The organism is Polaromonas sp. P3_C2, assembly GCF_056402675.1.
Genome location: NZ_JBFUGX010000933.1, coordinates 1 through 1,293, shown reverse-complemented (window position 1 = coordinate 1,293; position 1,293 = coordinate 1). Strand labels below are relative to the sequence as shown.

Genomic DNA, 1,293 nt, shown 5'->3' with positions numbered 1-1,293 from the left:
GTCCAGGATCACGGCCAGCTCGCCGGCGAAGGCCGGGTCGTAGGCCTTGCAGTTGGGAATGGTCGCGGCGATCAGGTGGCTGGTGCCGTCCTGGTGTTGCAGGCCTTCGCCGCCCAGCGTGGTGCGGCCCGAGGTGGCGCCCAGCAGGAAGCCGCGGGCACGCTGGTCGGCGGCGGCCCAGATCTGGTCGCCCACACGCTGAAAGCCGAACATCGAGTAATAAATGTAGAAGGGCAGCATCGCCAGGCCGTGCACGCTGTAGCTGGTGGCCGCGGCCGTCCAGCTGGCCATGGCACCGGCTTCGCTGATGCCTTCTTCCAGGATCTGGCCGTCGAGCGCCTCGCGGTAGCTCAGCACCGAGCCGATGTCTTCCGGCGCATAACGCTGGCCCACGCTGGAGTAAATGCCCACCTGCTTGAACAGGTTGGCCATGCCGAAGGTGCGCGCCTCGTCGGCCACGATGGGTACGATCTTCGGGCCCAAGGCCGCGTCTTTCAGCAGGCCGCCCAGCATGCGCACAAAGGCCATGGTGGTGCTCATCTCTTTGCCGTCGGCAGCGAGCGCGAATTGCGCGTAAGAGGGCAGGGCTGGGATGTTCACGATGTCGGCCGCCGTTTCACGCCGCGGCAAATAGCCGCCCAGTGCTGCGCGTTTGGCGTGCATGTATTGCATCTCGGCGCTGTCGGCGGCGGGCTTGTAGAAGGCCAGGTTTTTGGCTTGCTCGTCAGACAGCGGCAAATTGAAGCGGTTGCGAAATTCGATCAGCTCTTCGCCGTCGAATTTTTTCTGCGAATGCGTGGTCATTTTGCCCTGGCCGGCGCTTCCCATGCCGTAGCCCTTTTTGGTGTGCGCCAGGATCACCGTGGGCTGGCCCTGGTGGCTGGCCGCCGCGGCGTAGGCGGCATGGATCTTCACCAGGTCGTGGCCGCCGCGTTTGAGGCGGTCGATCTGCTCATCGGTCATGCCCTGGGCCAGGCGTGCGAGTTCAGCGTTCTGGCCGAAGAAGTTGTCGCGGTTAAAGCGCCCGTCTTTGGCGGCAAAGGTTTGCATCTGGCCGTCCACCGTCTGCGCAAAAGTTTTGGCCAACGCGTCCGTCAGGTCACGTGCGAACAGGCCGTCCCAGTCGCTGCCCCAGACCAGCTTGATGACATTCCACCCGGCGCCGGCAAAAAGCTTTTCCAGCTCGTCGATGATGCGGCCGTTGCCGCGCACCGGGCCGTCGAGCCGTTGCAGGTTGCAGTTGACGACCCAGACCATGTTGTCCAGCCCCTCGCGGGCGGCCAGCGTCAGCGC

1 pseudogene is annotated in these 1,293 nt (G+C 64.7%); it reads right to left on the bottom strand.

The window, feature by feature from the left end:
- Positions 1–1,293: pseudogene (locus tag AC1DWI_RS23525) on the bottom strand (pyruvate dehydrogenase (acetyl-transferring), homodimeric type); the annotation flags it as partial.